At 29.3% G+C, this 25,403-nt stretch carries 23 protein-coding genes and 1 riboswitch; all 23 genes read right to left on the reverse strand.

Annotated elements, in window-relative coordinates; translation table 11 throughout:
- Positions 1–225 precede the first annotated feature (225 nt).
- Positions 226–1,413 (reverse strand): methionine adenosyltransferase, encoded by a 1,188-nt coding sequence (metK, locus tag ACRCYC_RS11590; RefSeq protein ID WP_438619299.1) that lies wholly within the window; start codon positions 1,411–1,413, stop codon positions 226–228.
- 21 nt (positions 1,414–1,434) lie between these two features.
- Positions 1,435–2,313: an agmatinase gene (gene speB, locus ACRCYC_RS11595; protein WP_438619300.1), complete on the reverse strand. Its 879-nt coding sequence runs from the start codon at positions 2,311–2,313 to the stop codon at positions 1,435–1,437.
- Positions 2,303–3,154 (reverse strand): polyamine aminopropyltransferase, encoded by an 852-nt coding sequence (gene speE / locus ACRCYC_RS11600; RefSeq protein ID WP_438619301.1) that lies wholly within the window; start codon positions 3,152–3,154, stop codon positions 2,303–2,305. The genes speB and speE overlap by 11 nt, the downstream gene beginning before the upstream one ends.
- 150 nt (positions 3,155–3,304) lie before the next feature.
- Positions 3,305–3,730, reverse strand: a complete 426-nt coding sequence (gene speD / locus ACRCYC_RS11605) for an adenosylmethionine decarboxylase (protein WP_438619302.1) — start codon at positions 3,728–3,730, stop codon at positions 3,305–3,307.
- 36 nt (positions 3,731–3,766) lie between these two features.
- Positions 3,767–5,266 carry an aminotransferase class I/II-fold pyridoxal phosphate-dependent enzyme gene (locus ACRCYC_RS11610; RefSeq protein ID WP_438619303.1) on the reverse strand — a complete coding sequence of 500 codons (1,500 nt, stop codon included), beginning with the start codon at positions 5,264–5,266 and terminating at the stop codon, positions 3,767–3,769.
- A gap of 512 nt (positions 5,267–5,778) precedes the next feature.
- Complete coding sequence (locus ACRCYC_RS11615; protein ID WP_438619304.1) at positions 5,779–6,552, reverse strand: ABC transporter ATP-binding protein; 774 nt, start codon at positions 6,550–6,552, stop codon at positions 5,779–5,781.
- On the reverse strand, positions 6,552–7,655 hold the full coding sequence (locus ACRCYC_RS11620) for a FecCD family ABC transporter permease (RefSeq protein WP_438619305.1): 1,104 nt from the start codon (positions 7,653–7,655) through the stop codon (positions 6,552–6,554). The genes ACRCYC_RS11615 and ACRCYC_RS11620 overlap by 1 nt, the downstream gene beginning before the upstream one ends.
- A 21-nt stretch (positions 7,656–7,676) precedes the next feature.
- A complete protein-coding gene (locus ACRCYC_RS11625) occupies positions 7,677–8,696 on the reverse strand; it encodes an ABC transporter substrate-binding protein (RefSeq protein ID WP_438619306.1) in 1,020 nt (339 codons plus the stop codon).
- Between the two features lie 17 nt (positions 8,697–8,713).
- Positions 8,714–8,891: riboswitch (cobalamin riboswitch) on the reverse strand.
- Between the two features lie 107 nt (positions 8,892–8,998).
- A complete protein-coding gene (locus ACRCYC_RS11630) occupies positions 8,999–9,442 on the reverse strand; it encodes a hypothetical protein (RefSeq protein WP_438619307.1) in 444 nt (147 codons plus the stop codon).
- Positions 9,443–9,444: 2 nt separating this feature from the next.
- Entirely contained in the window at positions 9,445–10,812 is a 1,368-nt protein-coding gene (locus ACRCYC_RS11635; RefSeq protein ID WP_438619308.1) for a sulfurtransferase, read from the reverse strand.
- Between the two features lie 228 nt (positions 10,813–11,040).
- Positions 11,041–11,751, reverse strand: coding sequence for a purine-nucleoside phosphorylase (gene deoD / locus ACRCYC_RS11640; protein WP_438619365.1), 711 nt, complete (start codon positions 11,749–11,751; stop codon positions 11,041–11,043).
- 366 nt (positions 11,752–12,117) lie between these two features.
- Positions 12,118–13,743, reverse strand: a complete 1,626-nt coding sequence (locus ACRCYC_RS11645; protein ID WP_438619309.1) for a Na/Pi cotransporter family protein — start codon at positions 13,741–13,743, stop codon at positions 12,118–12,120.
- 277 nt (positions 13,744–14,020) lie between these two features.
- Entirely contained in the window at positions 14,021–14,953 is a 933-nt protein-coding gene (gene arcC, locus ACRCYC_RS11650) for a carbamate kinase (protein WP_438619310.1), read from the reverse strand.
- Positions 14,954–14,956: 3 nt separating this feature from the next.
- Positions 14,957–15,952, reverse strand: a complete 996-nt coding sequence (argF, locus tag ACRCYC_RS11655; RefSeq protein ID WP_438619311.1) for an ornithine carbamoyltransferase — start codon at positions 15,950–15,952, stop codon at positions 14,957–14,959.
- Between the two features lie 24 nt (positions 15,953–15,976).
- Complete coding sequence (gene arcA, locus ACRCYC_RS11660; RefSeq protein WP_438619312.1) at positions 15,977–17,209, reverse strand: arginine deiminase; 1,233 nt, start codon at positions 17,207–17,209, stop codon at positions 15,977–15,979.
- Between the two features lie 152 nt (positions 17,210–17,361).
- On the reverse strand, positions 17,362–17,550 hold the full coding sequence (locus tag ACRCYC_RS11665) for a hypothetical protein (protein ID WP_438619313.1): 189 nt from the start codon (positions 17,548–17,550) through the stop codon (positions 17,362–17,364).
- Between the two features lie 98 nt (positions 17,551–17,648).
- Positions 17,649–19,025 (reverse strand): aldehyde dehydrogenase, encoded by a 1,377-nt coding sequence (locus ACRCYC_RS11670; RefSeq protein ID WP_438619314.1) that lies wholly within the window; start codon positions 19,023–19,025, stop codon positions 17,649–17,651.
- A gap of 160 nt (positions 19,026–19,185) precedes the next feature.
- Positions 19,186–20,034, reverse strand: a complete 849-nt coding sequence (locus tag ACRCYC_RS11675) for a pentapeptide repeat-containing protein (RefSeq protein WP_438619315.1) — start codon at positions 20,032–20,034, stop codon at positions 19,186–19,188.
- A 329-nt stretch (positions 20,035–20,363) separates the two neighbouring features.
- A complete protein-coding gene (locus ACRCYC_RS11680) occupies positions 20,364–21,746 on the reverse strand; it encodes a tryptophanase (protein ID WP_438619316.1) in 1,383 nt (460 codons plus the stop codon).
- Positions 21,747–21,987: 241 nt separating this feature from the next.
- Positions 21,988–22,602 carry an ABC transporter ATP-binding protein gene (locus tag ACRCYC_RS11685; RefSeq protein ID WP_438619317.1) on the reverse strand — a complete coding sequence of 205 codons (615 nt, stop codon included), beginning with the start codon at positions 22,600–22,602 and terminating at the stop codon, positions 21,988–21,990.
- A complete protein-coding gene (locus tag ACRCYC_RS11690) occupies positions 22,592–23,524 on the reverse strand; it encodes an ABC transporter ATP-binding protein (RefSeq protein WP_438619318.1) in 933 nt (310 codons plus the stop codon). The genes ACRCYC_RS11685 and ACRCYC_RS11690 overlap by 11 nt, the downstream gene beginning before the upstream one ends.
- 13 nt (positions 23,525–23,537) lie before the next feature.
- Complete coding sequence (locus tag ACRCYC_RS11695; protein ID WP_438619319.1) at positions 23,538–24,410, reverse strand: ABC transporter permease; 873 nt, start codon at positions 24,408–24,410, stop codon at positions 23,538–23,540.
- A complete protein-coding gene (locus ACRCYC_RS11700; protein WP_438619320.1) occupies positions 24,407–25,399 on the reverse strand; it encodes an ABC transporter permease in 993 nt (330 codons plus the stop codon). The genes ACRCYC_RS11695 and ACRCYC_RS11700 overlap by 4 nt, the downstream gene beginning before the upstream one ends.
- Positions 25,400–25,403: the final 4 nt, after the last annotated feature.

Below are 25,403 nucleotides of genomic sequence, written 5' to 3' on the forward strand. Positions count from 1 at the left end.
TTAGTTTTTTATATTTATTCCTAATTGCATATAAACTTAATATATATATTTTTAAATATATCCGCTCTGAATTTTATTCTCAATTAGTTACTTTTCTGTAACCCCTATATCTTATACTATAATAATTTGCAAAACAAAAGAGTGTAGACATATTTATGAATACACTCTGAGAAAATGTTTTAAAATGTAATATACTCTTTTATCTTTATATCACATAAAACACTACTATACAGTTTGTTGTTTTAGTATTTCAGCTTTATCAGTTCTTTCCCAAGGCAAATCAAGATCAACTCTACCAAAATGTCCATAAGCTGCAATAGCTTTATACATTGGTTTTCTAAGTTCTAAATCCCTAATAATAGCTCCCGGTCTTAAGTCGAAGTTGTTATTAATTAACTCAACTAAAACTTCATCACTAACTTTACCAGTGCCAAAAGTATCAACAAATACAGATAAAGGTCTAGCAACACCAATAGCATAAGCTAACTCTATCTCACACTTATCAGCAAGTCCTGCAGCAACAATATTTTTAGCAACATATCTTGCAGCATATGCAGCAGATCTATCAACCTTAGTAGGATCTTTTCCAGAGAAAGCTCCTCCACCATGTCTAGAATATCCACCATAAGTATCTATTATTATCTTTCTACCTGTAAGACCTGTATCACCTTGAGGTCCACCTATAACAAATCGTCCAGTCGGATTTATATATATCTTAGTTTCTTCATCTAATAAAACTTCTGGTATAACAACCTTTATAACCTTCTCAATTAAATCTCTTCTTATAGTATCATTGTCAACGTCTTCACCATGTTGAGTAGATATTAGCACAGTATGAACTCTAACAGCTTTATTACCATCATACTCAACAGTAACCTGCGTTTTTCCATCCGGTCTTAAATATTCTAACTCACCACTTTTTCTAACTTCTGTTAATCTTCTAGCTAACTTATGAGCAAGTGATATAGGAAGAGGCATTAACTCTTCAGTTTCATTACATGCAAAACCAAACATTATACCTTGATCTCCAGCTCCAATTTTTTCTATTTCATCTTCACTTAATTCACCACTTCTATTTTCTAAAGCTTCATCAACGCCCATAGCAATATCTCTTGATTGCTCATCAATAGAAGTTATAACTGCACAAGTATCTCCGTCAAATCCAAACTTAGCTCTAGTATATCCTATGCCCTTAACAGTTTCTCTAACTAACTTAGGTATATCTACGTAAGTATTAGTACTTATTTCTCCCGCAACTAAAACTAATCCTGTAGTAACTGTAGTTTCACAAGCAACTCTTGCTAATGGATCCTTTTCTAAAAGTGCATCTAATATAGCATCTGATATTTGATCACATATTTTATCTGGATGCCCTTCCGTAACTGATTCTGATGTAAATAAATGTTTTGCCATTTAACGTACCTCCTAAGTTTATTAATTTATTTTATCGCTTATCACAAGTGTTAATTCTCTTAATATTTTACATGCAACCACAGTTGAAACATTAGTATTGTCATAATCTGGACTAAGTTCTACAATGTCTGCTCCCACTAAATTTATATTAGAGTTTTTAAGAATATTAAATATATTTTCAAACTCTTTATAAGTAACTCCACCCGGTTCTGGTGTTCCAGTACCTGGAAATATTGATGGGTCTAATACATCTAAATCAATAGTTAAATAAACATTTTTATTTCCTAAGCTCTTAACTACATCACAAAAAGTATCTATAGTATGAGTTTCCATATAGGTATGTTTATTCTTTAAAGCAAATTCAAACTCTTCTTTAGTTCCAGACCTTATACCAAATTGAAAAATTCTATTATCTCCAGTAATATCCCAAACACGCTTTATAACTGTTGCATGTGAATTTTTATTATTATTATACTCTTCCCTTAAATCTGTATGTGCATCAAAGTGAAGAACACATACATCATCATATCTTTCATAAACTGCTTTGAAAGCTGGCAAAGTTACTAAATGTTCTCCACCTATCATAAATGGTACTTTATTATCATTTACAATTTGCTTTGTCCCTTCATATATCTCATCTAAAACAGCCTCTGTATTTCCTATACTAAGCTCTAAATCTCCAATATCACAAATCTTATAATCATCCATATCTAAATCAAGCTTTGGGCTATAAGTTTCAAGTCCATAAAACTCAGGTCTCATTGAAGATGCTGCAAATCTAGTTCCTGGTCTATTTGAAGTAGTTCCATCAAATCCTACTCCAAATACTATAAGCTTACTTTCTTCATAATCATCTTCCATACCCATAAATGTAGGCGTATTATAAAACTTATTTTTCATTTAACATATCCAAAACATATTGAGGTAACATAAACGCCCCAGTATGTATATTGCTGTTATAGTATTTTGTCTTTAAATTTAACTTTTCCCAAGCTTCTTTATTTTGATCGTTTACTGGATCATACTTTTTAGATGCAAATCCAAATAACCAATGTCCTGATGGATAAGTAGGAATATGAGCTTGATAAACCTTAGCTATAGGGAATAAATTAGTTATCTTTTCATTAGCTCTTTTCATTTCCTTAGCATTAAAATCAAAATATGGACTTTCATTTTGATTAACAAGTATACCATCATCACTTAAAACTCTGTAGCAATCATTGTAAAAATCAACAGAGAATAATCCTTCTCCAGGACCTATTGGATCAGTTGAATCTACTATTATTAAATCATAGCTTTTATCTTTTGAATTTTTAACAAAAGCAACTCCATCTTCAAAGTATAAGTTAACTCTCTTGTCATCTAACTTACATGCACATATATCAATGTACTCTCTTGATACATCTACAACCATTTTATCTATTTCAACCATATCTATTTTTTCTATTTGAGGATAACGAGTAAGCTCTCTTACAGTACCTCCATCTCCACCGCCTATAACTAATACGTTTTTAATATTCATATTAGTCGCCATAGGAACATGAACTATCATATCATGATATATAAACTCATCTTTGTAACTTACCATCATAAGTCCATCTAGCGTTAAAAACTTTCCAAATTCTTTACTATCAAATACATCTACTCTTTGAAAATCCGATTGTTTACTGAATAAATGTTTATCTACTTTTATAGAAAAACGCACATTGTCAGTCCATTCTTCTGTGTACCAAAGTTCCATAACTTGTTCCTCCGAAATTTTGAATTTAATTTTTTATATTTATATTTTTCTATGTGTATGTTATTGGCCTTTTTGACCACTTTTTATTTATATGTTATAATTAAGATTGAATTTAATTTTTTATTTTTTATTTATTTAGGTGATTTTTATTTATATAGCTTCTTGTTCATCCTGTTGCTTGTGAGTAATGTTACCTAAATCTTTTTTTGCAAATTTTTGTATCTTAGAAGTTAAACCTCTTGGTATCTCTGTAGATTCACTTCTTTCAGCTTTTAATAATTCTTCTAAAAGTTCAAAGCTTTTCCAAGGATCTATATCTCCACAAGTGAAAAAGTCTGCTGATGCGTATCCATACTCTGGCCATGTATGTATAGTTAAATGAGATTCAGCTATTATAACAGCTCCAGAAACTCCCCATGGATTAAAGTGGTGAAATACCGAATCAACTATTGTAGCCTTTGCATTTAAAGCAGCATCGTTCATATATTGTTCTATAAGCTTTGGATCTCTAAGAATATCCTCATCACAGTTATAGTACTCTACTAATATATGTCTTCCTAAAGTTTCAAATTTCATAATAGCCACTCTCCTTCTTTAATTTTTGAATTGAATTTAATTTTTAATAACTAATATATTTTTTAAACTTTTATCTTTCATATCACTTAAATATGCATTGTTATCTTTAAGCAATTTTATATAATCTATAATTTCTTTTGTAATTACTTCTCCAGGTGTAATAACTGGTATCCCTGGTGGATATGCCATTATTGATTCACCTGAAATTCTTCCAACACATTCATCAATTAAGATTAGCTCTTTTTCTTTATAAAAAGCATCTCTTGGATTAAGCTTTGATATTGGGTTTATTTGCTTTGTAGCTATAACCTTTATATGCTCATTTCGTTTATAAACTTTTGATATCATCTCTAGAGCATCTATTAATTTATCCACATCTTCTTTTGTAGTTCCAATAGATATAAGTGCTAATACATTATATAAATCTCCAAGTTCAACTTGAACTGAAAACTTTTGATAAAGTAAATCGTATACCTCATGTCCGCTTAAATTAAGTCCTCTAACATTTATACATAACTTAGTTTCATCTATAAATTTAACACCTTCATTTTTTAGATTTTCAGTAGTTACAACCTTAATTCCTTTAATCTTATTTATTCTAGCTTTTGCATATCTAGATAAATTAAGAGCTTTAGATAATTGTATCTCTCCATTTAAAACTAAATTTGATCTAGCTCCATCAATACTACTCATAAGCAAATAAGATGCAGATGTTGATTGCAACATATTTATACTTTGAAGAACTTTACTCGATTCTATTTTATCATTGTTTAAAAGCAGTGCCGATGCTTGAGTTAGCGCTCCTCCAGTTTTATGTATACTCGTAGCCACCATATCAGCTCCTAGTTCCATCCCTGATGGAGGTAAATCTTTATGAAATGGAAAATGTGCTCCATGAGCTTCATCTAATAAAACTAAAACATTTTCCTCATGACAAAACTTTATTATAGCTTCTAAGTCACTACATGCTCCATAATAAGTCGGATTAAGTAAAAATACAGCTTTTATATCTTTTTGACTCTTAAGTGCATTTTTTATATCTTCTAATTTTACATTTAAACTTATTCCTAGTTCATTATCAAATTCAGGTTGTATAAATACAGGCTCTCCTGAGCTAAGTATTAATGCATTTATAACTGACTTATGTATGTTTCTAGGAAGCAGTAATTTATCATTAGGCTTTATAACACTTAAAATCATAGCGTGTATAGCACCTGTAGTCCCATTTGTTATAAAAAAAGCGTCATCTGCTTTATATGCATCTGCTAATAATTTTTGTGATGATTTTATAATTGTACTAGGATTAGATACATTATCCATTAATGGCGACGAATTAATATCCATCTTCATAATTTCTTCACCGTAATACTCATTTAATATAGTTACACCTTGATTTTTAACATGACCTGGTACATCAAAACAAGCTATATCTTTTTTAGAATAATCCTTTAGTGAACTTAATAATGGAGTTTGTTTGTGACTTAACTTACAACCATCTACAGACTCGATCTTTAACTTTTCGCCTATAGCTTCCAATATAATCCTCCTCTCTATCATTTATGTAAATTAATTTTAATTTTTAAGATTATTATTTCTATTTATAAAATTTACTTTTATTAAACTTACAATATTTATTATATTAATTTTTCATTTTTTTGCAAGCACTTTTTTTATTTTTATTATTTTATTTTTATTTTTCATCATCAAGTATTTGCAATAGTTTTATATCTAACTTTTCATTTTTGTTTATATTAATTTTAAATAAGTTTAGTATAACTAACCTTTTGTTTACATTAATTTTTTCAAAGTTTAGTATAACTAACTCAAGTTTTAAGTTTTACCAACACTTTTATTTAATATTTAAATTTAGTAGAGTATATCACAACTAAACTTTTCAAAATAAATAAAAATTCGCTTTCCCAAACTAAAAATAGGATTTACTCATTTTTCCTATAAATAAAAAATAATTAATACATATTCTAAAAACATAAAAATCTTCACAAAAAAAGATAGGTCTAAACAAATTCGCAATTTAGACCTATCTTTTTTTACTTAACACAACCACATTTATAAACAATATTTATAGAATCATCTTCTTTATCTTTTATAACTTTAGCGTCAACACCATAAACCTCTTTTATCAAACTTTTAGTTAAAACTTCTTCTGGAGTTCCATAAGCTATTATTTTACCATCTTTTAATACATATATTTTATCACAATACATAGCTGCAATATTTAAATCATGAATAGCCGCAATAACCTCTATTTCTAATTTTTTAACTATCTCCATCAATTGTAATTGATACTTAATGTCTAAGTGGTTAGTCGGCTCATCTAAAATCAAGCACTGAGTTTTCTGAGCCAAAGCCCTAGCAAGTATAACCCTTTGTTGTTCTCCTCCTGATAAACTATTAAAACTTCTATCTACTAAATGTCTTATATTAACTTTATCAATAGCTTCGTAGACAATATCATAATCTTCTTTAGTATCTCTATCCATCAGCTTCTTATATGGGCTTCTTCCCATAAGTACCATGTCTAATACACTAAAGTCAAAACTATGATTATTATGTTGAGCTACTACTCCAATTTTTTTTGCACTTTCTTTCATAGATATTTGATCAATATCTTTATTATCTATAAATATAATTCCATTATTTGGCCTTAAATTCCTATATAAACACTTTAATAAAGTAGATTTTCCACTTCCATTAGGTCCTATAACTCCTATAAACTCTTTATTTCCTACTTTTATATCAATTCCATTTAATATATTATTTTTATTTAATATAACTTCAATATCCTTAGCTTCTAATTTCATTAGTTAGCACCCCCAAATCCATAACTTTTCTTTATCATTAAATAAACAAAGCAAGGTGCGCCTATCATAGATATTAAAATACCAATTGGAAGTTCTGCATTTTTAATTAAAATTCTAGACAATACATCTGCCCATATTAAAAATATAGCTCCTAATAATGCAGATATCGGAATAATTTTTTTATGGTCTGTTCCAAAAAATATCCTAACTATATGAGGTATAATAAGTCCTACAAAACCTATCATACCAGAAGAATAAACTACCAATCCTATCATAATAGAGGTTACTATAAGGTATATATGCCTATGTCTATTTAAATCTGTTCCTAAAGTTATAGAAACTTCATCTCCAAGTAGCATTAAATTTAAAATTCTATATTGGCTCATAAAAAATACTAGCCCCATTATAATAATCGGAAGTATAAAAACTATTTCTTCCCACTTAGCCCCACCTAAACTTCCCATAAGCCAGAAAGTAATATTTTTCATTCCTTCAGCATCATTTTTTATATATACTATAAAACTTGAAAATGCACTACAAACAGAACTAAGCGCCATTCCTGCTAGTAACAACTTTGTAGAATTAGCTCGTCCTCCAGTGTTTGAAATTATTAAAACCAACATGGATACTAAAAATGCACCTAAAAAAGCAAATACGCCTATAGAATTAGCACCTATCATAGTGGTTAACCCTAACATTATAGCAATAGTTGCACCTAATGATGCACCTGATGAAACACCTAGAATGTACGGGTCTGCAAGTGGATTTTTAACAATAGCTTGCATAACCACACCAGATATAGATAATCCGATTCCTACACATAGAGCCAAAACTATTCTCGGCAGTCTTATAAGCCACACGATATCGTGAATCGCCCCACTTGATAAAATACGTTCATCCCCTATATTAAATAATCTAAAAATTATAATTTCATAAACTTGTTTAATAGATATATCACTTGAACCTATTGTTACCCCAATTAAAACTGATAAAATTAAAATTATTAATAAAAATATTATAACTCCAATATAGAAAGGCTTTGTTTTAACAAAGCCTTTCATTTCTTTATTTTCATAATTTTCTAAGTTTCTTATTGATTGCATATGTAAATGTCCTTCTTTCTATTATTTACTTGGATAAAGTCCATTTGCAAAAGTTTCAATTCCATCTATAGTTCTTACCCCACTGCAATACATTTGTCCTAGTTCTATAGGATATACTCTATCATTTTTAATAGCATTTAAACTTTGTAGAGCTTTATCTTTCATAACTAAATCTTTCGTTTCACTAGCTTTATTATCATCTTCTCTATTCATATATACTACAAATATACTATCTGGATTTAAGCTTATTAAATCTTCTTTACTTAAAGCATTACCGTCTTCATTAAGAAGTTTTGCACCTAACTTAGTAACCATGTCTCCACCTAAAGTTATTTTTCCATATCCACTAATTTTATCATCATAAAACTCTATTATTAAAGTGGTTTGTTGTTTTTTATCTTTTTCAGATTTAACAACTTCGTCAACTCTATTATTTATATTATCAACTATTTTTTTAGCTTTATCTTCTACATTAAATATTTTACCTATATTTAATATATCATCACATTCATTTTTAATAGTTTTTGGCTCAACAGCACCACTATTCAACGCCATATATGTGTTTACGTCTTTGTCTTGCCAATAGTTCACATCTCCTATGTTTTTATCTGAAAACAACGAATACCAACCTAATATTAAATCTGGTTGTAACATTGTAACAGTTTCTTTAGAAGGTGTAAATTCATCTAAATATTTAACCTTACCAAAAGCCTCTTTGTACTCATCCTTAACCTTATGGTCAAGACCAGCAGCTGCTACTATATTATCTTCTAAACCTAGTGCTAACATAGTTTCTATTGAATCTTGATAAACAGCTAAAACCTTTTTAGGCTTTTCTTTGATAGTAACTTGAATTTCTTCTTTTTTGCTATTATGTGTACTTATAGTTACTGGATAATAATTATCTTTTTTCTCCGTAACACTTTCTAGTTTGGTATTCTTCGATTCTTCTTTCTTCGTTTCTGTTTTACTACATCCTACTATACTTAGTCCAATAACCAAGCTAAGTAAACTTAATCTAATCTTTTTTGATATCTTCATCTATTCTCTCCCTCCGAAAGTTACTATTAATCTAGGCAGGTCTCCTGACTCATACTTCAACCGCATCTTTCCCTTCCCAAAGCAAAACTTTAGTGGTCTTTACAAAGAATTGTCCATAATTACAGTAGCGGGGGCTGTTGATGATTTACACATCATTCCCTTTTAATTAAAAAAACCTAAATTTTATATTTATCAGTATAATATTAGCACAATTATATCCATAATTCTACAATACAAAAAAACATAAGTATTTTGTTCTACATTATCTGTAAAATAAAATACTTATGTTTAATAAAATATATTTAATCTTTCTCTAAATTAACTATATAACCTAATATAACTACACAAATTTGTATAATTAAAACTATGCTAAAAGCGATTATAAAATATGGATATGCTATCATATCTATAAAGTATTTACTTTTTATCACAAAGTATAAAGTCAAACTTAATATTAACCCTATTGCATTTTGAACTTTTATAAAGTTTAAATTTTTCTTTTTTACAATAGTGTATATTTCTAACAATATAAATATTAAAGATATAATAAAAATTATATTGCTTATAAGTTGTAAATTACCACTTGAAAATATTCCACTTTCAAATTGATATCGCTTAAAGTAAACATGATGCATTACTCCAGCTTTAGTATTTGTTAAGTATTGAAGTATAAAACTTCCACCTATAATGCATATTTGAATTATAGCTATTAACATGTATATTATCTTTTTTATATTATTTTTCATTTTTACTTTGGAGTCCCCGTTTCTGTAGGATTACTAGCATCTCTACTCCATCCTATCCATCCATCACTATATAATCCTGTATTTTCAAATCCCATTACATTTGCATATGTTAAAACCTCAGCAGCTCTCCATCCACTACCACACATAAAGTCTAAATGATTATTAGTATCTATTCCATCTTTTTTCCACATACCTTTTATTTCATCTTCATTTCTCATAGTTTTATCTATATTTCTATAGTAGTTTAAAGAAGTAGAACCTTCTGTTCCTGCATGTCCATAAACAGCACCTGGTATACGTCCTGTTTTATCCCAGTAACTATATCCTGATATTTTGCCTATATACTCATCCCACATACGGTTATCTACTAATGTAAAGTTATCAGATTTTAATTTTTCTTTTAATTCTGGTATTGTATCTATTAAATCTGGATTTGCTGGTATTTTTGCTCCAAAGTCTTTTCCTGGAGTTTTTTCATTTTTCTTAGTTTCTAATTTATATCCAGCAGTTACCCAAGCATCATCTCCACCATTTAATACTCTAACATCATTAACTCCCATATATCTAAGTATCGTAGCTACACGATATGCTGCCATAGGCTCTTTTCCAGTAACTATTATAGTATCATCTTTTGTAAATCCATAATCCTTAGCAAATTTAGCTAAGTCTTTATCACTTGCTAACATCCAGTTTGGTGGTGGTTCAACAGTATCGGTATTTATATGAACACTTCCTGGAACATGGCCTTTATCATAGCTTTCTTTTCCATCTCCCCAACTAGCTTCAACTATTTTTATATCATTTGCATTTTCAAAAGTTTCTGGTTTCTTACCATCTATAATATCTTTAACAGCTTTTGCAGGTACTATCATCTTATAATTTTCATATTTTTCAAGTGGTAAACTATCATCTTTAGCCCACTCATTTATATTATAAGTATATAAATTTTTATATCCTTTATCACTTAAGTATTTATATACTTCTTTAGCATCTTTATCATTTGAATCATATAAAACAATATTTTTATCTTTATCTATTCCTTTATTTTTTAAAGCTTCATCTAATACCTTGTCTTTATCCTTTGCATCTACATCTAACCAATTATATGCAAAATCAGTAGCCCCAGGTATATGCCCACCTCTTTTTTCATTATTTAATATCCATCCATTGTATGAATCATTAACTCGAGTATCTACAACTACCCAGTTTTTATCTTCGATATTTGACTGAAGTTCTTTAGTTGAAATAGTATTTGTTTTAACTTGAGCCTTTTCATCTTTTTTAACTTCTTTATTGCTACATGCTGATAATACAACCATACTCATTATTAAAGTACATATTAAAGCCGTTGTTTTTAAAGACTTTTTCACTGTGTTCTCCTTTTCTTTTGTCTTATTTTGTTTAAATTTGCAATTTTCCTTCTATTGTAGATTAACAAATTAAATTTTATTAGTAAATCTATATAGAAAAAATCTATACTTATTTTGTACATTATAGTTTTTTTCTATACTTATAGAAAAAAGACTGCCCCACAATATATAGCCAATGGTAATTTATCCATCAGCGAACTATATTTTGAGACAGTCCTACTTTTTATATTAAGCTAATTCTAAAGCTATATTCATCATTCTTGTAAATGCAGTTTGTCTTTCCATAGCAGTTGTAGCTTCTCCTTTGAATGGACAATCTGATATTGTTAATATACAAAGAGCATTAACACCAGCTCTTGCAGCATTCATGTAAAGCGCCGCAGATTCCATCTCAACAGCTAATACACCCATCTTAGTCCATTTAGCTAAAGAATCTAATCCATCTTCTCCATAGAACACATCACTACATAATATGTTACCTACCTTAGGTTCAACACCTTGGCTCTTAGCTACATCTACAGCTTTGCTAAGTAATTCAAAACTAGCTACAGGTGCAAAAGTTCCTGGTAAGTTATATTGAGATGCATAATTAGAATCTGTACAAGACCCCATACCTATAACTATATCATGCATTTTTAAATCTTCGTGTAAAGCTCCTGCAGAACCTATTCTTATAAGGTTTTTAACTCCATAAAAATGAATTAATTCATATGTATATATACCTATTGAAGGGCAACCCATACCTGTTCCTTGTACAGATATTTTCTTTCCTTTATAGTATCCAGTATATCCATTCATTCCTCTTACAGTATTGTATTGAACTACATCTTCTAAAAAGTTTTCTGCTATAAATTTAGCTCTTAATGGATCTCCTGGTAATAATACTGTTTCTGCTATATCCCCTAATTTTCCGTTATTATGTGGTGTTGGTGCTCCCATTGCCATAATTATTGTCTCCTTTAAGTTTTGATTTTTAAAATTATTATTTTAATAGTATCTTATTTTCTTTTTAATTAAATAATTTAGATATGTATTAAACTGATACACTATTTCAACTTTATGAATTGCTATAATTAAAAATAAGCATCTATACATATATTATTTTCACATTTAATCTATACTTTTTAAATATATTATACACTATTTTGCGTATATATATTTTACATTTTTTTATTTAACAATACAATACTTTAATTTATTTTTTATAATTTAATTTTAAAAATCCCAAAAATAAAGAGACTGATCAAAATTTTTATCTAATTACCATAATCGATCTATATTTTGAAACAGCCCCTGTTTTTTATATTAAATTATATTTTTATTACCTTCTTTTATTACCTGTTGAGCAATATTTGCTGAATGATCTGCAACTCTTTCCAAATTACTTATTAAATCTAGATAAATTACACCTGCATCCACATTACACGAACTTTCATTTAATCTTCTCATGTGATTAACTCTACAAGTTTTTTCCATCATATCAACTTGCTCTTCTAATTTTATAACTCTGCAAGCTAAATCAACATCTGATTTTTCCATACAATCAAGAGCCGTACTATAAGTTTTCATAACTTTTTCATATAAGTCTTTTAACTCTCTAAGTCCATCTCCAGATACGTTTAAATTACCTTCTATAACTGTAGTTGCAAGTTCAGCTATATTTTCAGCATGATCTCCAACTCTTTCTATATCATTTACAGTATTAAATAATAAGTCAACACTTTCTCTTGAGTCATCAGCTAAAGAAGTTTTAGATAATTTTACTAAGTAATTTAATATACCCTTTTGTAACTTATTAATTAATTTTTCTTGTTTAAATGAAGCATCTACCTTAGTTTTTGATTTTTCTAAGAAACCTTCCATTGCATTTGCTAAACTTTCCTTAGCTTTATCACCCATTCTTAAAGTTTCTTTAACCGTATTTGATAAAGCTATTGATGGAGTTTCAAGCATTCTTTCATCTATGTATTGTACAGTTTTATCTTTATCTTTTTCAGAAGCCTTCTCTGGCATAAGCTTCATAGTAAGCTTAACTATGTACTTAGAAAATGGTAGTAATAATATAACATTTATTACATTAAATAATGTATGTGCATTTGCTATTTGTCTACTTACGTCATTTGGGTCTAGGTTTTGAACAATCATAGTTATAGGCTTAGTTAAAATTAACATAAACACAATTGTTCCAATTACATTGAACACCAAATGCATAACCGCAGCTCTTCTAGCATTTATACTAGCCCCTATACTAGATATTAATGAAGTAACACAAGTACCTATGTTTTCTCCATATAATATAGGTAGTGCTGCTGATAATGGTATTAGTCCTTGTGATGAAAGTGCCAGTAACATACCCATAGAAGCACTAGAACTTTGAACTATTGCAGTTATACCAAATCCTAATAATATTCCTAATATTGGTTGATTACCAAAAGCTACTAATGCATCAGTGAATCCTTTAAACTCAGATAAAGGCTTTACAGCTTCTTTCATAAAGTCCATACCAGTAAATAATATACCAAATCCAATTAATATTTCTGCTATCGTCTTAGTTTTTTGATTTTTAGAAAATAAATAAATTACTATACCTATTCCTAATGCTACCGGTGCTATCCCAACTAAATCAAGAGATACTAGCTGTGCTGTTATAGTTGTACCTATATTTGCACCCATTATAACCCCTATAGCTTGGGGTAATGTCATAATTCCTGCGTTAACAAATCCAACTACCATAACTGTAGTCGCACTACTACTTTGTATAATTGCTGTAACTAAAGCTCCAACTAAAACCCCCATTAATACATTACTAGTTAAAAGCCCAACTATTCTTTTTAATTTTTCTCCTGCCGATTTTTGAAGCCCATCTGCCATAAGGTTCATACCATATAAGAAAAGCCCCAAACCTCCCATTAAACTTATTGCTATTTGCACTTAATTTCTTCCTCCTTGATATATAAACATTTATTTTACCTCGATTTGATAAATTAATTTTACCAAATATTTCGTCAATTTTAGTTAAGTGCATGTTAAAAAACAACATTATATGTTAACTGAGTGTTAATATATTGTTAAGAGAATGTTAAGTGTTAAAAACTCGTTAGAAATCTTGTTAAAAAAACCTAATTACAGTTAAAAAAACGTTAATTTTGTTAAGAATGAGTAAATGCTCCAAAACAGTAGGGGTTCACTATCTATTTTGGAGCATTTTTTATTTATTAACTATACAGGTTCCCGTATATCCATTTAGTGCATCTTTAGCTTTTTCCAATGAAGTTATGATTGCTTTAGCTTCTTTGTTACTTTCAACAAAATCTATGCAAGCTTCAATTTTTGGAAGCATAGACCCAGGAGCAAATTGATTTTGTTTTATATACATCCTAGCTTCCTCTAACGTTAATTTTTCTAAAGCTTCTTGATTTTTTTGGTTATAATTTATATAAACATTCTCAACAGCAGTCAAAATAATTAACATATCTGCACCTATAGATTTTGCCAACGTACAACTAGATTTATCTTTATCTATTACAGCATCTATACCCTTGTATCCATACCTAGTTTTTACAACAGGTATTCCCCCACCACCTACAGCAATTACAATGTAATCTTTTGATAGTTTTTCTATAATATCTAATTCAACAATCTCACAAGGACTTGGAGATGGTACAACTCGTCTATAACCTCTTTTGCAATCTTCTATAAATACATATCCTTTTTCCTTTGAAATTTTATACGCATCTTCTTGACTATAAAACATACCTACAGGTTTTGTAGGATTTTTAAAAGCTTTATCATTTTCATCTACGACAACTTGCGTTATCAAACTTACAACACTTTTTTGTATGTTTCTTTTATTTAACTCTTCTTTTATAGATTGTTGCAAATGATAACCTATATAACCTTGGCTCATAGATCCACACTCTGGAAATGGAAAGCTCGGAGTGTTCGCTCCATTAGTCGCTGCAAAATCCATAGCTAAATTTATCATACCTACTTGTGGTCCATTTCCATGGCTAATTATAATTTCATAACCTTCCTCTAATAAATCTACTATAATTTTAGATGTATTTCTTACTAACTCTATTTGTTTGCTAGGACTATCCCCTAGTGCATTTCCACCTAAAGCTATAACTAATTTTTTCATAGTCTATGCTCCTAGTGTAGCTATCATTATAGCTTTTATAGTGTGCATCCTATTGGCTGCTTCATCAAATACTACAGAATTCTTAGATTCAAAAACTTCATCTGTAACTTCCATCTCTTTAATTTTAAATTTTTCGTAAATCTCTTTACTAACCTTAGTTTCTAAATCATGAAAAGCTGGAAGACAATGCATAAATATAGCATCCTCATTTGCATTTTCCATAACTTCTATATTAACTTGATATTTTTTAAGCTTGTTTATTCTATCATTCCAAACTTCTTCAGGTTCTCCCATAGAAACCCATACATCTGTATACACTACATTTGCATTTTTAGTTCCTATATATATATCATCTGTCAAAGTTATAATAGATCCACTTTCTTTTCCAATTTCCCTACATTTATCTACTAAATCTTTAGCTGGGAATAAATCCTTTGGTGCACAAGCAGTAAAGTTAAGCCCCATCTTCGCACAACCTACCATCAAAGAGTTTGCTACATTATTTCTCGCATCTCCCATATAAACAAAATTTATTCCCTTTAATTTCCCTAATTTTTCTTCTATAGTTAATAAATCTGCTAAAACTTGAGTTGGATGATATTCATCTGTTAATCCATTCCAAACAGGTACTCCAGAAAATTCGCTTAGCTGATTTACTATATTTTGAGAAAATCCTCTATACTCAATTCCATCATACATTTTGCCAAGTACTCTAGCCGTATCTTTTATAGACTCTTTTTTACCCATCTGCGATCCACTAGGTCCTATATAAGTAACCCCCATACCCAAATCCATTGCTGCAACTTCAAACGCACATCTAGTTCTAGTTGAATCTTTTTCAAATAATATAGCTATATTTTTATTTTCTAGTATTTTATGAGTTTTCCCCATAATTTTAGCAGTTTTATAAAGTTTAGCTAAATCTAGTAAATATCTTATTTCATACTCAGTGTAATCTAGTAAAGTTAAAAATGATCTGCCTTTTAAATTAATAGTCATGTTAATCTCCTCCAAATATTATGTCTAATCTTCTCTAATTAATGGCATTGACATACACCTTGGACCTCCACGTCCTCTTGATAATTCTGATGATGGTATTACATGAATTTTAACACCATACTTTTCTAAAAGCTCATTAGTTACATAATTTCTTGAATAAACAATAACTTCTCCAGGTCTAATACATAAAGTATTAGATCCATCATTCCATTGTTCCCTCTTGGAGATTATTTCATCTCCACCACCACAAGGTATAAGAATTGCTTTTTCTAAATTCAAATATTTTTCCAAAACTTTACCAAGATCCATATTAATCCTTTGTATATTTAACTGACTATCTTCCCCTTTGGTTATTTCATATACAGTAAGTGGCCCTTGTATATCTGGATGTACCGTAAATTTATCATAATCTACTTGCGTAAATACTGTATCTAAATGCATAAAAGCTCTACACTTTGGTATATCAAATGCCAAAATAGTATTTATCTCACAATCTGCATCTGAAAAAAACAATTCTTTAGCTATAGTTTCAATAGCCTCTGGTGTAGTTCTTTGGGATATTCCAATAGCGATTACTTCTTTATTTAAATTTAGTATATCTCCACCTTCTATTGAAAATTTAAAATCTCTATCATACCATCTTTTTACATTTTTAAAATCTTTATGATATTTAAATATATAATCCGAATATATAGTTTCTCTATTTCTAGTTTTTGAATACATTTTATTAATACTTACTCCGTTTGAAATGCTTGCAAAAGGATCTCTCGTAAAATATAGATTTGGAATTGGATCTGTTATAAATGGGGATTTACATTCTATAATACTTTTAAGAGTTAAACCCTTAAGTTCATTTAATCTTATTCCTGACATAGTTTTTCTTATTAAAATTTCAATATCCTCAATATTTTTTAAATACTCATAAATTAAAACCTCTAAATCGTCATCTTCAATATTAGCTTCTTTTATAAACTGATTTATAAATTCTTCTTTTATATTAAAATCACTTAAAATTTCTTTCATTAGTTCATTCAAATAAACTACTTCTACCCCACTATCTTTTAGCACTCTTGCAAATTCATCATGCTCTTTTTGCATCAACTCTAAATAAGGTATATCATCAAATAGCAAAGTTTCTAAAGTTTCTGGCGTCAAATTTTCCACCTCTTCAGCAGGTCTATGGAGTAATACCTTTTTAAGTGTTTTTATTTCGCTTTTAACATTAATACTATTTTTATTATATAAGTTGCCATTCATACAAAGTCTCCCCCCTTTTATATAAAACCCTAATTTATTTTACTAACTTATATAAGCTTGTGTTACACCTATTTAAATAATATATATTTCCACATATAAAAAGAGAGTTTCTAAATAATCATCAATTATTTTAGAAACTCTCTTTTTATATATTACTTAAGTATATTATTAATATCATTTGGCTTATCGGGACCTGCACCCGCTTTATAGTAAGTAGTCTTATTTCCATACTTATCTATCTCAACAATTTTTTCTTTATCTGTATTAGTATTTTCACTTTCCATATATAGCATCTCTTTGAATAAACCTTTCATGCCACTTAAAAATGAATTATCTTTCAAAATAAGCACCTCCAACCAAAATTTATTTCACAAATTATAATTAACTTTAGTTTTCTCTTATTTTAAAAAACAATTACAGTAAATTATTTACATAAAACTTATTTCATTACTTTTTTTATTAACTTTAACTTATCTTTATATGGAGGAAATACTAATCTTATATCTATTTTACTATTTCTTTTAACAATCGCTTTTTCATAGGTAAAAGTTTTAAAACTACTTTTACCATGGTATCTTCCCATACCTGAAGTTCCTACTCCACCAAAAGGAAGATTTGTAGATGCTACATGACTTATAGTATCATTTACGCATCCACCACCAAAAGTAAAGTTTTTCAAAATGCAATCACTAAAGCTCTTATTTTCAGAAAATACATATAAAGCTAATGGCTTTTTATATATATTCATATAAAATTTTATATCATCTAAGTCATTATATTTTATAATAGGCATTAAAGGACCAAATATTTCATCTTTCATAACTTCATCATTATAATTAACATTAGCTAATATAGTGGGTGAAATATATCTCTCATCCATATCAATATTTCCACCAAATACTATTTTTTCTTTGTCTTTATCTAATATATTTTTTAATCTATGCATATGACGTGAATTAACTATACGCCCAAAATCTTTATTATCTTTTATATTGTTTCCATAAAATTCTGTAATAGTAACTTTCAATTTATTCATGAATTCTTCATAAATATCTTCATGTACTAATAAATAATCCGGTGCTACACAAGTTTGACCAGCATTACTAAATTTTCCCCAAACAATACGTTTAGCAGCAATATCAAGCTTTGCAGTTTTATCAACTATTGCTGGAGACTTTCCTCCTAGTTCTAAAGTGGTAGGAATTAAGTTTTTACTAGCTTTCTCCATAACTATCTTTCCTACATTTACGCTCCCTGTAAAAAATATATAATCAAAGTTTAAATCTAATAAATTGCTATTTACATTATAATCTCCAATTATAATATCTATATAATCAGAATTAAAACATTCCTTAATTATTCTAACTAATATACTTTCTACATTTGGTGTATACTCTGAAGGTTTTATAACCGCAGTATTCCCTCCTGCTATAGCACCTATTAAAGGTTCTATCGTAAGTTGAAATGGGTAATTATAAGGTCCTATTATCAACACACTTCCATAAGGAGCATTGTAAACATAAGACTTTCCTGGCAATTGGGCTATATCATTTCTAACTCTTTTTACCTTATTCCATTTATTTATATTTTTCAAAGCATGATTTATAGACCTATATATAAATCCAACTTCAGTTGTATAACTTTCAAACTCTGATTTTCCTAAGTCTTTATAAAGTGCATCAATTATATCATTTTCATACTTTTTTATAATTAATTTTAAATCTGTCAAAGCTTTTTTACGATCTTCTACGCTTATATTTCCTACCGTACTTAAATATCTTTTTTGATTGTCTAATATATCTATATAAGGTTTCAACTTATCATCTCCAATTATGTATTTCTACCTTCATTATATATTATTTTTTTGTCTTATATAAATATTTACCCAAAATTCAATAAATAAATAATATAATAATAATACAAAAGCACCTACTAATTAAAGCAAGTGCCTCTAGTTTCATATAATTTTTAAATAATTAATTATTTTCCCAATAAAATGGTCTATTTAATGTTTTAGGTAATTTTGTATTCGAGTCACCTTTTGCCGAATTAATTTGTGATTGAGTAATAAAAATACAATCTGACAAATTAGCTCCCCTCAAATCTGCATCTCTTAAATCCGCTCCTATTAAATCTGCTTTACTTAAATCTACATTTCTAAGATTAGTAGCAATAAGAAATGCTCCCCTTAAATTCGCACCTTTTAAGTTTAACTTACTAAGGTCCGCTCCAATACAATCTAATCCTTTAGGTATTTTTTGAGATTTTCCTTTATTACAAACTTTATTTCTAACCACCTCGCTAGTTTCAAGGAGCAAAGCATTAACTTTATCTTGATGTGCCCTTATATCTAAATCCATGAGTGATTTACTATCTAAATAAGTAAGTTTTTCTGTCTCTTCTATAATAAATTTAAGTTTATCATGAATAGAAATACTTTCTTTTAATGATATAGCTTGATTTAAATACCATAACATCTCATGAAGTTGTCTCATAACTAAAAAAACATCAAACATTTGCTTTGAATATTTTGGCTCAGCTTTCCAATCACACCCCTTATAAGTAACTTGAGCAACTTTCTGTCCTGCCCCGAAACAATCATAAGCAGTACAACCCTTAAGACCTTTATTTCTAAGGTCTTTATGAATAGCACAACTAAAATCATTCTTTAAATTTACACAAGGCACCCCAGCATCCTTATCAGTTGGAAACCCCTCTGACTTTGAAAAATAGAGAGCAACACAACATAGCCCAAAACACTTCTCACAATCAACTTTTAAACTTTCAAATAACTCTTTATGCTTATCGAAACATACCATACTCATCTACCTCTGTTTCTATATAAATTTTACTATTTAACTAGTAACTATAATTTTTTAATCTACTTTGCATATCTCAAGTACAAATTTATATAAATATTTTAGCATATAATTGCTATTTTCAAAAGTAGACCTAAAAATACATTCAAAATCAACTATCTATTATATTTCTTACCTTCCCCCAAATCACAAAAGAGATATCCTCACATAGCTAGCGTAGGGTAAATATATAAGTTTCAGCGACATTTAAAGCATCTTTTCAGCTTTGGTCGCAAAACTTATATATTTACCCTACGCGCCCCACTATCGATGACATCCCTTTAAAAATTCATTTATTATTTCATAGGCTTAAGCTTAGAAGTAAAGTGTCTTAAAACCTTAGGTTGCCAAGTTATCTCATAACCCTTGATTTCCTCAGCTTTTTCCTTTATAGAAATTAAAGCATCTACTATAACATCTAAATGAGCTTGAGTATACACCCTTCTTGGAACTGCTAACCTTGTAAGTTCAAGTTCTGATTGACGTTGTTCTCCTGTTACAGGGTCATTATCTAACATATACGAACCTATATCACAAGTCCTAATACCAGCCTCTTTATATAACTCTATAGCTAAAGCTTGTGCGGGGAACTGATAATAAGGTATATGCGGTAATAATTTCTTAGCATCTACAAATACAGCATGACCTCCTACCGGAGACTGATATGCAATATCAGCTTCATCTAATCTATTTGCAATATATTCCATTTGACCTATGCGATATCTTAAATAATCATAATCTATACCTTCATAAAGACCTACAGATAAAGCTTCTAAATCACGTCCAGCTAAACCTCCATACGATACAAACCCTTCAAATGAAATTGTACGAGCTTTTATGTTATCATATAATTCTTCATCATTTTTAATCCCTATAAGTCCACCCATATTTACTATGGCATCTTTTTTAGAACTCATAGTCATCATATCTCCATAACTAAACATCTCTCTAACTATTTCTTTTATAGACTTATCTTCATATCCAACTTCACGAGTTTTTATAAAGTAAGCGTTTTCAGCATATCTAGCAGCATCTATTAAAACAGGTATGTCATACTTCTTGGCAACTGCATAAGTATCTCTCATATTTTTCATAGATACAGGTTGCCCCCCAGCAGTATTATTAGTTACAGTCATTATTATAACTCCAACATTTTCTGCTCCAAACTCATTTATAAGTTTTTCCATTCTTTCAATATCCATGTTTCCTTTAAAAGGTGCATATTTTACTGTATCAAGCGCTTCTGGTACAACACAGTCAATAGCTTTTGCTCCTGTAAGTTCAACATGTGCTCTTGTTGTATCAAAGTGCATATTTGAAATTGCATATTTACCAGCTTCTACAAATAATGGAACTAATACTTTTTCGGCTGCTCTTCCTTGATGAACTGGTTGTATATATTTATATCCAAATATATCTTGTGCTGCATCTACTAATTTAAAGTAGCTACTAGCTCCTGAATATGACTCATCCCCTAACATTACAGCTGCCCACTGTTTAGAACTCATAGCACCTGTTCCACTATCAGTTAATAAGTCTATGTACACATCATCTGCTTTTAATGAAAATAAATTGTAGTTTGCATTTGCTATCTTTACTTCTCTTTCTTCTCTTGTTGTCATCTTGATTGGCTCTACCATTTTTATTTTAAATGGTTCTGCTACATATTTTTTACTCATAATAAAGACCCCCATGCTATTATAGTTTAACTTTATTTATGATGTATTTAAAATGTCTTTGATATGCTTTTGGTTTGTCTATCTATCTTCAATCTTATCAAATAAATTTTGTAGTATCAATACCAATATAAAAATATATTATATTTTAAAAATTCTGTTTAATAAAAATAGTTATCTTAAAATAGCAAGTTCCTTTAATGAAACTTTTCTTAGTGCTTTTTTAAGATAACTACTTTAAATTTTAATTAGTAACTTTAAATTTTTCTAAATTAACAACTCTATCACATACCTTGTCTATTAATGCTTTTTCATGGCTTATAACAATTAATCCTATATTATGTTTTTTTACATATTCTAAGACTACATTCCAAATTTGCGCTTGAGTTATAGCATCTAACATAGTTGTCATTTCATCTGCTATTAAAAACTTAGTGTCCTTAGATAATGCTCTAATGACACAAAATCTTTGAAGCTCTCCTCCTGAAAGTTCACTTGGATATCTATTTAACCACTCGTTTTTTATCCCCATATAATCTAGCAATTCCTTTTGTGGCTCAAAAGCCTCATTTAAAATCCGACTCATTCTCCACTTTGGATTAACAGCTTTTTCAGGGTGTTGAAAAATTAATTGTACCGAATTATAATTGCTATTTTTACTTACTCCATCAATTTCAACACTTCCACTATAAGAGTTTTCATATCCTGCAAGAATTTTAGCCAAAGTAGTTTTTCCAAAGCCACTAGGAGCTATCAACCCTACTATCTCTCCTCTATTGATTTCAAAATCTACATTTTTCAAAATATATCTATTACTATTTTTATATTTAAAGCTTATATCTTTAGCTTTAAGTTGCATGTAAACACCTCACCATTCCATTTCTAATATTCTTAATGTCTGGTCTAATATCTTCACAATCCTTAGATTTTAAATTGCATCTATCATAAAATAAACATCCTTTGGGAAGATCAGTTGGTAATGGTTGTGACCCTTTTATTGGTTTGAAATCATTTTGTGGTAATGCCTTAAACAAAGCTTTAGTATAAGGATGTCTAAGATTTTGACCACTATTTTTAAAATCCTCTACATTTGCAACTTCTAAAGTAGTGCCAGCATAAAATACAGCTATTTTATCAGCAACTTTTAGTGCCGCTTTAATATCATGAGTTATCATAAGCACTGCACATCCACTATCTGCAATTTCTCTAAAATGACCTAAAGCTTCATTTAAAGAATTTTCATCTAATCCCGGAGTTGGCTCATCTGCTATAATAACTTTAGTATCGTTAACTAATGCAGTCGATAATAAAACCTTCCTAGCCATGCCTCCTGATAATTGAAAAGGATATAACTTATCCACTTTTTCATCTAAATTATACTTCTTAAAAATACTTCTTTGTCTTTTATCAGCTTCTTTTTTATCACTTAAAGACAACTTAACTTGATTTGAAACCTTCATCAATGGATCTAAATAGTTTACTGATTGAGGTATTAAAACAATTTCTTTGCCTCTCAATTTTTCTTTTCTATTTTTATTTAACTCTTTGTTTTTATAAATTATAGTTCCTTTAGTTGTCGAATTATTTGGAAGTATTCCAAGTATAGCATGAGCTAGTAAACTTTTTCCCGAACCACTAGATCCTACTACTGCCAAAATTTCACCTTCATACAAATCTACATCTAAATCTGTTATGACCTTTAAATCTCTTTTTCTAAGTCCCTTGGTGTATTGAGAAAAACTAACTTCTAGATTTTTAACACTTAATATAGGCTCTCTCATAATGTTTTCCCCCCTATTTATTAGCTAACTTTGGATTTATAAGTTTACTCACTTGCTTACCTATATTATCAACCATAAGTGATACAATTACCAAACTAAGCCCTGGGAAAAATGCAAGCCACCATCTTCCGCTACTTAAATACTTCATAGCCTCTGATAAAATTATTCCAATGGCTGGTTCATGTGGTTCAAGCCCAAACCCTAAAAAAGTTATAGAAGCTTCATGAAGTACAGCATGAGGAAATATTAACACAACTCCAACTAGTAACTGTGGAATTATATGTGGCAAAATATGTTTTATAGCTATGTAAAAATTCGACTTTCCAAAATTCCTAGATATCTTAACATAATCAGAATTTTTTATTTGCATAACTTCAGCTCTTATTATTCTCGTCAGTGATGGCCAATGAGTAAGTGCTACCCCTACTACAATTCCTTTCAACCCACCTCCAATAGCTATTGATATAAGAATTATAACTAAAGCATGTGGGACTGAAAGAGATAAATCTATAAGCCAAGTTATAAAAGAATCTATAGTTTTCCCCATTGTAGCTCCCATAAGTCCTAAAGTCAAAGCGATCACGCCACTTATTAAAGATGCCATAATACCTATCTTCATACTTAAACTCAGTCCCTTTATAGTTCTATAAAACATATCTCTTCCAACCCAATCAGTTCCAAATATATGTTCAAAACTAGGTGCTAAATTTTTATCACTTAAACTTATAGCAATTTGTTCTTCACTTATAAAACTCCCAAAGGCAATTATCCCTATTAAAAAGCAAGAAAAAATAATTATAGATAAAATAGTTTTTTCTCTTATCCCAATATTAAAGATAATCTTACTTATTTTTTTATTTTCTATACTTTGACTTTCTTGAATCATTGGATATTGCCCTCCTTTATTCTAGGGTCTATAACTCTATATAAAATGTCAGCTATTAAATTTCCTACAAAAACAAATAGTAAACTTATTATAACTATCCCCATCAAAAGAGGTAAATCACCTTTAACTCCCGCATCTACCGTAGCTTGCCCAAGTCCTGGATATGAAAAAACTTGTTCTGCAAATATAGTACCTGCAAAAAGTTCACTAAAAGATAGAAACTGTAGCGTTATAGCAGGTAATGCCACATTTTTCAAAATATGATTAAATATAATGCTTTTCTTACTTTCCCCTCTTGCTTTTGCAAACAATACATAATCACTATTTGATATCTCAATAACTTTTTCTCTTGTATGTAAACAAATATTAGCTATACCTAATACACTTAACGTTAATGCAGGTAATATAAGATGTTTTAATAAACTCTTAAAAGTAACTTCACTCGCTAATACCCCAATTGGAACTCCCAATCCAATGGGAAACAATTTTAACTTCACAGAAAAAATCATAATAAGCAAAATGCCCAGCCAAAATGTAGGTGTTGATATTAATACATAACAATATCCTCTTATAATTTTATCTATAAAACTCCCTTCATTAACCCCAGATATAACCCCCATCAAAAATCCTAAAATACCTGATATAGTCCAAGCAACCACCATAAGGGCAAGAGAAGCCATAAATTTTTCAGCTATAACATCTATAACAGGTCTTCTATAAATCATAGAAGTTCCTAAATCTCCCTTACAAATCGAACTAAACCATGCTATAAATCTTTCAACCGGGGGCTTATCTAGCCCCCAGTGTTTAGCTATTTCATCTCTTTGACTTTGTGTAACACTTAAATCTGCTCCTACATACGCTTTAATAGGATCTATTGGTGATTTCTCCATTAAAATAAACGTCAAAGCACAAACAGCAATTAAAAGAGTCATCAGCCTAATTATTTTTTTACCTATGAATATCCCTAGCCCATTTGAACTTTTCATATAA

The organism is Paraclostridium sp., assembly GCF_051657365.1.
Lineage (GTDB): Bacteria > Bacillota > Clostridia > Peptostreptococcales > Peptostreptococcaceae > Paraclostridium.

Coding starts and splice junctions, on each gene's coding strand:
- metK (WP_438619299.1), bottom strand. CDS start 1,413: ATGGCAAAACATTTATTTACATCAGAATCAGTTACGGAAGGGCATCCA.
- speB (WP_438619300.1), bottom strand. CDS start 2,313: ATGAAAAATAAGTTTTATAATACGCCTACATTTATGGGTATGGAAGAT.
- speE (WP_438619301.1), bottom strand. CDS start 3,154: ATGGAACTTTGGTACACAGAAGAATGGACTGACAATGTGCGTTTTTCT.
- speD (WP_438619302.1), bottom strand. CDS start 3,730: ATGAAATTTGAAACTTTAGGAAGACATATATTAGTAGAGTACTATAAC.
- ACRCYC_RS11615 (WP_438619304.1), bottom strand. CDS start 6,552: ATGAAATTAGAAGCTAAGGATATTGAAGTTATATTAAATAAAAATAAT.
- ACRCYC_RS11620 (WP_438619305.1), bottom strand. CDS start 7,655: ATGCAATCAATAAGAAACTTAGAAAATTATGAAAATAAAGAAATGAAA.
- ACRCYC_RS11625 (WP_438619306.1), bottom strand. CDS start 8,696: ATGAAGATATCAAAAAAGATTAGATTAAGTTTACTTAGCTTGGTTATT.
- ACRCYC_RS11630 (WP_438619307.1), bottom strand. CDS start 9,442: ATGAAAAATAATATAAAAAAGATAATATACATGTTAATAGCTATAATT.
- deoD (WP_438619365.1), bottom strand. CDS start 11,751: ATGGGAGCACCAACACCACATAATAACGGAAAATTAGGGGATATAGCA.
- arcC (WP_438619310.1), bottom strand. CDS start 14,953: ATGAAAAAATTAGTTATAGCTTTAGGTGGAAATGCACTAGGGGATAGT.
- argF (WP_438619311.1), bottom strand. CDS start 15,952: ATGACTATTAATTTAAAAGGCAGATCATTTTTAACTTTACTAGATTAC.
- arcA (WP_438619312.1), bottom strand. CDS start 17,209: ATGAATGGCAACTTATATAATAAAAATAGTATTAATGTTAAAAGCGAA.
- ACRCYC_RS11675 (WP_438619315.1), bottom strand. CDS start 20,034: ATGAGTATGGTATGTTTCGATAAGCATAAAGAGTTATTTGAAAGTTTA.
- ACRCYC_RS11680 (WP_438619316.1), bottom strand. CDS start 21,746: ATGAGTAAAAAATATGTAGCAGAACCATTTAAAATAAAAATGGTAGAG.
- ACRCYC_RS11685 (WP_438619317.1), bottom strand. CDS start 22,602: ATGCAACTTAAAGCTAAAGATATAAGCTTTAAATATAAAAATAGTAAT.
- ACRCYC_RS11690 (WP_438619318.1), bottom strand. CDS start 23,524: ATGAGAGAGCCTATATTAAGTGTTAAAAATCTAGAAGTTAGTTTTTCT.
- ACRCYC_RS11695 (WP_438619319.1), bottom strand. CDS start 24,410: ATGATTCAAGAAAGTCAAAGTATAGAAAATAAAAAAATAAGTAAGATT.
- ACRCYC_RS11700 (WP_438619320.1), bottom strand. CDS start 25,399: ATGAAAAGTTCAAATGGGCTAGGGATATTCATAGGTAAAAAAATAATT.